8 protein-coding genes are annotated in these 7,759 nt (G+C 69.4%); 4 read left to right on the top strand and 4 right to left on the bottom strand.

What is annotated here, in order from left to right; all coding sequences use genetic code 11:
* The 3 genes from VLK61_RS23295 to fabG form a co-directional block, all read left to right on the top strand.
* A partial coding sequence (locus tag VLK61_RS23295) for a methyltransferase domain-containing protein (protein ID WP_325424442.1) occupies positions 1-645 on the top strand: 645 nt, incomplete at its 5' end.
* Positions 645-1,115: a hydroxymyristoyl-ACP dehydratase gene (locus VLK61_RS23290; protein WP_325424440.1), complete on the top strand. Its 471-nt coding sequence runs from the start codon at positions 645-647 to the stop codon at positions 1,113-1,115. The genes VLK61_RS23295 and VLK61_RS23290, both read left to right, overlap by 1 nt.
* Entirely contained in the window at positions 1,115-1,858 is a 744-nt protein-coding gene (gene fabG, locus VLK61_RS23285) for a 3-oxoacyl-ACP reductase FabG (protein WP_325424438.1), read from the top strand. Before VLK61_RS23290 ends, fabG begins: the two co-directional genes overlap by 1 nt.
* A gap of 3 nt (positions 1,859-1,861) precedes the next feature.
* Here the strand turns inward: fabG and VLK61_RS23280 are convergent, their stop codons facing one another.
* The 4 genes from VLK61_RS23280 to VLK61_RS23265 are packed head-to-tail and all read right to left on the bottom strand — an operon-like array spanning position 1,862 to position 5,261.
* Positions 1,862-2,650, bottom strand: coding sequence for a glycosyltransferase family 2 protein (locus VLK61_RS23280; protein ID WP_414636848.1), 789 nt, complete (start codon positions 2,648-2,650; stop codon positions 1,862-1,864).
* 27 nt (positions 2,651-2,677) lie between these two features.
* On the bottom strand, positions 2,678-3,475 hold the full coding sequence (locus VLK61_RS23275; RefSeq protein WP_325424436.1) for a lysophospholipid acyltransferase family protein: 798 nt from the start codon (positions 3,473-3,475) through the stop codon (positions 2,678-2,680).
* A 5-nt stretch (positions 3,476-3,480) separates the two neighbouring features.
* Positions 3,481-4,308 carry a MipA/OmpV family protein gene (locus VLK61_RS23270; protein ID WP_325424434.1) on the bottom strand — a complete coding sequence of 276 codons (828 nt, stop codon included), beginning with the start codon at positions 4,306-4,308 and terminating at the stop codon, positions 3,481-3,483.
* Positions 4,305-5,261 (bottom strand): hypothetical protein, encoded by a 957-nt coding sequence (locus VLK61_RS23265; RefSeq protein ID WP_325424432.1) that lies wholly within the window; start codon positions 5,259-5,261, stop codon positions 4,305-4,307. The genes VLK61_RS23270 and VLK61_RS23265 overlap by 4 nt, the downstream gene beginning before the upstream one ends.
* A gap of 152 nt (positions 5,262-5,413) precedes the next feature.
* On the opposite strand from VLK61_RS23265, the gene VLK61_RS23260 reads away from it, so the two are divergent.
* Entirely contained in the window at positions 5,414-7,756 is a 2,343-nt protein-coding gene (locus VLK61_RS23260; RefSeq protein WP_325424430.1) for a Tex family protein, read from the top strand.
* Positions 7,757-7,759: the final 3 nt, after the last annotated feature.

The raw sequence follows: 7,759 nt of genomic DNA, 5'->3' as shown, positions 1-7,759 counted from the left end.
GCGCGCGGCAAGCTGGGCCGCGACCCGGTGTTCCGTGGCCTGCTGGAACGCGGCTACCTGCCGGCCCAGGGCCTGGTGGTCGACATCGGCTGCGGCCAGGGTTTGCTGGCCAGCCTGATGGCGGCCATCGACGCGCTGCATGCCCGCGGCGGCTGGCCCACGGCCTGGCCCGCGGCGCCGCTGGGCAACCGCTACATCGGCATAGAACTGATGCCGCGTGACGTGGCACGCGCCGAGGCCTCGGTCGGCTCCTTGCCGTCGAAGCCGCAGTTCATCTGCGGCGACATGCGCGAGGTGCCGCTGCCAGCCTGCGATGCGGTGGTCATCCTCGACGTGCTGCACTACGTCGACCCTGCCGCGCAGGCCGCGCTGCTGCAGCGCGTGGCCACAGCGCTGCGCCCGGGTGGCCGCCTGCTGCTGCGCGTGGGCGATGCCGACAGCCGTCGCGGTTTTGTCGTCAGCCAGTGGGTCGACCGCATCGTCACGATGGTGCGTGGCCACCGCGTGCCGCCCACTTACGGCCGGCCGTTGCGCGACTGGATCGCGCTGCTGCAGCAGCACGGTTTCGCCGTGCGCCCGCTGCCGATGAGCGAAGGCACGCCGTTCGCCAACGTGCTGCTGGTGGCCGAGCGGCCCGCTGCGTGATGAACCCGCAGATCCTGGACCACGCCGGCATCGCGCAGCGCATCCCGCACAGCGGCCGCATGTGCCTGCTGGATGCATTGCAGCGCTGGGATGCCGACCAGATCCACTGCAGCGCGGTCAGCCACCACGATGCCGACAACCCGCTGCGCAGCGCCGGCGGCCTGCTGGCGCCTTGCGCGATCGAGTACGCCGCGCAGGCCATGGCCTTGCACGGTGCGCTGCTGGCGCCGGATGGGGCCGCTGCGACACCGGGTTATCTGGCCAGCGTGCGCGGCGTGAAACTGTCGGTGGCGCTGCTGAACACCGTGCCCGGCGCGCTGCATGTGCATGCCCAGCGCCTGGCCGGCGATGCACGGCAAATCCTCTACCAGTTCCGCGTCAGCGACGAACAGGGCACGTCGATCGCCGAGGGCCGCGCGACCGTGGTGCTGAACACGCCAATTCCCACGCCTGCTGCTGCGGAGCCCTGATGAGTGCAAACCAAACGCTGGCCGGCAAGCGCGCCCTGGTCACCGGTGCCAGCGGCGCGCTGGGCGGCGCCATCGCCCGCCGCCTGGCCGCCGATGGCGCCAGCCTGCTGCTGCATGCCAGCCAGCGCCCGGACGCCATCGAACAACTGGCCGCCGAGATCCGCGCCGCCGGCGGCAGCGCCGAATGCCATGTCTTCGACCTGACCGACGCTGCGGCGACACAAGCCGCCGCCGAACGCCTGCTGGCCGGTGGGCCGGTGCAGGTCATCGTCAACAACGCCGGCGTGCATGACGATGCGGTGTTCCCCGGCATGCGCGCCACGCAATGGCACCGCGTGATCGACGTGTCGCTGCACGGCTTCTTCCACATCACGCAGCCGCTGCTGCTGCCGATGCTGCGCACGCGCTGGGGCCGCATCGTCAACCTCTCGTCGGTGGCCGCGCTGATGGGCAACCGCGGCCAGGTCAACTACGCCGCGGCCAAGGGCGCGCTGAACAGTGCCACCAAGGCGCTGTCGCTGGAAGTGGCCAGCCGCGGGGTCACGGTCAACGCGGTGGCGCCCGGCATCATCGCGTCGCCGATGGCCGACGGCAGCTTCGATGCCGCGGCCATCGCGCAGCTGGTGCCGGCCAAGCGCGCCGGCACGCCCGAGGAAGTGGCCGACCTGGTCGGCTTCCTGGCCAGCCCGCAAGCGGCGTACATCAGCGGCCAGGTGATCTCCATCAACGGCGGGATGTGCTGACGGTCAGCGCTGGAACGGCGGGCGCCGCAGCACGCGGCGCAGCAGCAGCAGCGGCAGGCGCAGCACGAACTCCCCCATCAGCCGGGCGTGCATCCAGGTCAGCAGCAGGTTGTCGCGGCCGTACTGGAAGTGCGAGATGCCGCCGTCCTCGGGCCGCGGGTACTTCACTGGCGCGTCCAGGTTGATGGGCTTGACGCCGCGCCAGGCCAGGCGCACGACGGCTTCGGTGTCGAAATCGAAGCGCCGCATCCAGGGTTGCTGGGCCATCACCGTGGCCAGGTCTTTTGCCGGGTAGACACGGAAGCCGAACAGTGAATCGCCGATGCCGGCGCCCAGCGTTTCGAGGTTGGTCCAGCCGTTGGACACACGCCGGCCGCGCACCCGCAGCAGCGGCGCGCTGGCATCGAACACCGGCTTGCCCAGCACCATGGTCTCGGGCCGCTGCAGCGACTGCTGCATGAACGCCGGGATCAGCGCCGGCGGGTGCTGGCCGTCGGCATCCATCGTCAGGGCATGGGTGTAGCCGGCGGCCAGCGCCGCGCGCAGGCCGTGCAGCACCGCCGCGCCCTTGCCCTGGTTGTGCGGCAGCACGAACAGGCGCAGGCCGCCGGGGTCGGCGGTGATCAAAGGCTGCAGCGCGTCGGCCGAACCGTCGGTGCTGCCGTCGATCACCACCCAGACCGGGTTCCACTGTGCGCGCGCGGCACGCACGGTCTCCACCAGCAGGCGGCCGGTGTTGTAGCTCGGGATCAGCACCAGGTGGGTGCTGGAAGCAGGCAGGCCTGCGCTCATCGGCAAGCAATCGTCATCGGCAGGACATCAGGACGGGGTGGTGCCTTGCGGCTTGCGCGGCCGCACGCCGGCGGCGAAGTACTGTTCCAGCTCGCGCAGCAGGGCCTCTGCATCGCGCGATGGTGCGAAGCGCTCGCCCAGCCGCACGGTGAAGACGATGGGCAGCGGCGGCAGCCGCCACAGCGGCCAGCCCTTGCCCAGGTAGGGCGATTCGGTGTCGATGAATACCGTTTGGATCGGCGCTTTCGCCAGCTTGGCAATCAACGTGACACCGGGGCGGAAGTTGTTGATCGGCGACTGCGTCGTGCGCGTGCCTTCGGGGAATACGACCAACTGGCCACCTTGCTTCAGGTCGTTGGCGGCCAGGCGCACCATGCGCAGCGGCGAGTCGTTGCTGACGTAGCGTGCCAGCCGTGCGCCGGCCCCCAGGAAGATGTTGCGTTGCAGGCTGGCCTTCATGATGCAGGCCGCGCGCGGCAGGCGGGCCACCAGCAGCAGCGCGTCGAGCATGCTCGGATGGTTGGCGACGATGATCAGGCCGGGTTCGTCGCGCAGCGCATCCAGCACTTGGGCCTCGAGACGCATCATGCCGACGAAGGCAGCGATGGACCAGAACGTGCGGTATACGTAGGCGATGCCGGCACGGCCGATGCGCTGACCACGTTTTTTCGGCAGCACCGGGTACAGCAGCATCGCCACCAGGTTCCAGGCCAGCGAGAGCAGGCCCAACAGCAGCAGCAGCGTGTACAGCAGCAGCGTCATCGGCACGGCCACGGGCCACGCCACCGGGCGACGCGCGGTGGCCGGAGTCGCGGAGCTGCGCACCGGATTCATTCGTTCACGCTCACCCGTTGTTCGGAGGCTGCCAGCACCCAGGATACCGCGATGCCGAAGGACCACTGTTGCCGCTGGCGCACAAGCGGGCTGTCTTCGAAGGCGGCACCGCTGAGCCGGTCGTACTTCACGAAGGCGCCGATCCAGCGCGCCCCTTCACGTTGCGACAAGGCCGCAGCCAGCGTGCTGCCGGCATAGCCGCCGCTGGCCTGGTAGGCTGGGCGCGCCGCGGTGGCATAGGCCGGCGCCACGTCGTAGAAAAAACCGTGCAGTTTGCGGTTGCCGAACACCGGGCCGCCCAGCACGCCGATGTTCCACGGGCCGCTGCGCAGATCGAGGTTCAGGTTCGGCGTGGTGATCCAGCCCGCCACGCGCGGCTGCGATGCGACGGTGACCGCCGCACGCACCGGCAGCCGCAGTTCCAGCTTCCAGTCGGCGCCACGGCCGAGTGTCCAGTTCAGGTTCGGACCGATCTCGATGGTCGGCTTCAGGTCCGGCATGCCTTCGCGCGCCACGTTGTCGCGGCTGCGCGTGGGCGTGCTGGCCGAGACGCTGACATCGACCGAGAAACGATCGACATCGACCAGCAGCGCCCGTGCGCCGTTGCGGTCGGCCTTGAAGATGTCGCCGCGGTAGACGATGTAGGGCACCGGCAGCAGCCAGGTGTGCGACTGGTCGGAGCCGCGGTAGTGCGGCAGCTGCAGCACGCCGGCGCCGACGCCCAGTTCCCACAGCGGTTTGTCCTCGGCGGCCTGCGCGCCGGCGGTGGCCAGCAGCAGGGCGAGGGCGAGGCTGGTGCGCAGCAGCGAAGGGCAAAGGGTCATGAGGGCAGGGCTCCGGGGGCCATGGCATGGGCCTCGATCTCGACCAGCAGGTCGCGGCGGCAGATGTCGGCGTGCAGGTAGACGGCGCGGTGCAACAGCGGCGCGTCGGCACCCAGGCGCTGTGCCAGGGCCTGGCGCACGGCGTCCAGGTGCTCGGTGTGGCGCAGGTAGACGGTGCAGTGCAGCTCGTGAAGTCGGAAGCCGGCCGCGCTGCGGGCATTGGCCACGTCGATGAGGGCCTGCAGGTTGTTCAGTGTCTCGTTCAGCTGCGCCTGCGGATCGCCGGCGTGCTGCGTGGCATGGCCGACGATGCTGGCCGTGCCGGAGATCAGCAGCAGCAGCCGGCCTTCGCCGATGTCGGCCAGCGCCGCGCGCGAGAAGGTGGGTGCGCGCGGGCCGTAGTCGCTGGGGTAGTGGTAGGCCGAGACCTGGCGCGGGTTCTCCAGCGGCAGCACCGGGCGGCGGCCGGCGAGCACCCGCACGCACAGCGGGCCGCCGGGCGTGCCTAGCGCGCAGGCGGCGGGCGCCCCTTCGAACGCAGCCTGGCCGGCTTCGAGGAAGGCTTGTTGCCGCCCCTGGTTGAAGTGGCGGTAGCGCTCCAGCCCTTCCAGATCGGCATTGATGCGCGGCAGGTAGTTCCACAGCCGCAGCGGGTGCGTGAAGCCGGTCTCGCGCAGCGCCCTGAAAAGGTCCTGGTAGCCCTGCCGCACCTGCGACACCAGCGCTTCGGCGCTGGCCTGGTCGTCCGCGATGTCGAGCTGGCCGAACAGCCATTGCCCGTCGTGGCGCCAGCGCACGGCGCCGCAGCGGTCTTCTTGCAACGGCTTCGAGCCCAGGTCCGTGTCACCGTGCACCAGGCTGCCGGCCAGCAGCGGCAGCGTCACGCCGGCCAGTGGCGTGGCGCGCAGGTTCAGCAGTGGGGGGGTCTCTCCGGCCGGCCCTGTGTGAATCATTCCTTGTCCTGTGATGTACGGCCCGGCCCGCCAGCGCCGCCTGCAACGATTATGCCGAAGCGCACCCTGTGAAAAGCCTCCCCAGAATCGGTGATGCGCTGTGGCACACTCGCGCGCTTTGTCTTTCTTCAGGCCCTCGCCGGCCGACTCTCTTGGACAAGATCCTTCTGCAAATCGCGGCCGAGTTGAAGGTCGCACCGCGCCAGGTCACTACCGCGGTCGAACTGCTCGATGGCGGCGCCACCGTTCCCTTCATCGCCCGCTACCGCAAGGAAGCCACCGAGGGGCTCGACGACATCCAGCTGCGCGAGCTCGAATCGCGCCTGGCCTACCTGCGCGAGCTGGAAGACCGGCGTGCCGCGGTGCTGAAGAGCATCGAAGAGCAGGGCAAGCTGACGCCCGAGCTGCGTGCCGCCATCGAGGCGGTGCCGACCAAACAGGAACTCGAAGACCTGTACCTGCCGTTCAAGCCCAAGCGTCGCACCAAGGGCATGATCGCCCGCGAAGCCGGGCTGGAGCCGCTGGCCGACAAGCTGTTCGCCGACCCCTCCCTGGACCCGCTGGCCGAGGCCGCGGGTTTCATCGATGCCGAGGGCGGTTTTGCCGATGCCTTCGCGGTGCTCGATGGCGTGCGCGACCTGCTGTCCGAGCGCTGGGCGGAAGACGCTGCATTGGTCGGCAAGCTGCGGGAATGGCTGTGGCAGGAGGCCCGCTTCGCCTCCAAGCTGGTCGAGGGCAAGGACGCGAACCACGCCGATGTTGCAAAGTTTCGCGACTATTTCGACTACGACGAGCCGATCCGCAGCGTGCCTTCGCACCGCGCGCTGGCGGTGTTCCGCGGCCGCACGCTGGAGTTGCTGGACGCGAAGCTTCAGCTGGATGAAGAAGTGGTGCCCGGCAAACCGACGCTTGCGGAAGGCCGCATCGCCGTGCACCTGGGCTGGAGCCATGCCAAGCGCCCGTCGGATGAGCTGATCCGCAAGACCATCGCCTGGACCTGGAAGGTCAAGCTCTCGCTGAGCCTGGAGCGCGATCTGTTCACCCGGCTGCGCGAAGCGGCCGAGGCCACCGCGATCAAGGTTTTTGCCGACAACCTGCGCGACCTGCTGCTCGCCGCACCAGCCGGCAAGCGCGTGGTGATGGGCCTGGACCCGGGCATCCGCACGGGGGTGAAGGTGGCGGTGGTGTCGGACACCGGCAGGGTGCTGGGCACGCACACCGTCTACCCGCACGAGCCGCGCAACGACTGGGAAGGTTCGCTGCACGCGCTGGGCAAGCTGGTCGCCACGCATGGCGTGAACCTGATCGCCATCGGCAACGGCACCGCCAGCCGCGAGACCGACAAGCTGGCCGCGGACTTGATCAAGCGCATTGCCTCGATCGCGCCGGACATGACGATCGAGAAGATCGTCGTCAGCGAAGCGGGCGCCTCGGTGTACTCGGCCAGCGAGTTCGCCAGCAAGGAGCTGCCGGACATGGATGTCAGCCTGCGTGGCGCGGTGTCGATCGCCCGCCGCCTGCAGGACCCGCTGGCCGAGTTGGTGAAGATCGACCCCAAGAGCATCGGCGTCGGCCAGTACCAGCACGACGTGAACCAGAGCGAACTGGCGCGCATGCTCGATGCGGTGGTCGAGGATTGCGTCAACAAGGTGGGCGTGGACCTGAACACCGCGTCGGCGCCCTTGCTGTCGCGCGTGTCGGGGCTGTCGGGCGCGGTGGCGGCCAGCATCGTGCGCTGGCGCGATGCGAACGGCGCGTTCCGCAACCGCAAGCAGTTGCTGGACGTCGCCGGGCTGGGCCCGAAGACCTTCGAGCAGGCCGCGGGATTCCTGCGCATCCGCGATGGCGACAACCCGCTGGACGTGTCCGGCGTACACCCGGAAACCTATCCAGTCGTGCAGCGCATGCTGGACAAGCTGCAGCGGCCGATCGGCGACGTGCTGGGCAAGTCCGACGTGATCCGCGCGCTCAAACCCGAGGCCTTCGCCGACGACAAGTTCGGCGCGATCACGGTCAAGGACATCTTCGTCGAGCTGGAGAAACCGGGCCGTGATCCGCGCCCGGACTTCAAGGTCGCCCGCCTGACGGACGGTGTCGAGGACATCAAGGACCTGAAGGAAGGCATGGTGCTGGAAGGCACGGTCAGCAACGTGGCGCAGTTTGGCGCCTTCGTCGACCTGGGCGTGCACCAGGACGGCCTGGTGCATGTGAGCCAGCTGGCCAACAAGTTCGTCAACGACGCGCGCGAGATCGTCAAGACCGGCGACATCGTCAAGGTCAAGGTGCTGGAAGTCGACCTGGCGCGCAAGCGCATCGCCTTGACGATGAAACTCGATGCGCAGCCAGGCAAGGGCGCCGGCGCGCCGCGCGGCGAGGGCGCGTTCCGGCCGGCGGGGCGCAACGAGCGCGTCAGCAGCCCGGGCACGCGGGCAGCCGCGCCGCAGCCCTCGGGCGCGATGGCCGCGGCCTTCGCCAAGCTGCAAACCAAGCGTTGATGC

It is taken from the genome of Aquabacterium sp., from assembly GCF_035476535.1.
GTDB lineage: Bacteria > Pseudomonadota > Gammaproteobacteria > Burkholderiales > Burkholderiaceae_C > Pseudaquabacterium.
The sequence above is the reverse complement of the archived record's forward strand: the minus strand, read 5'-3'. Positions and strand labels throughout refer to the sequence as shown.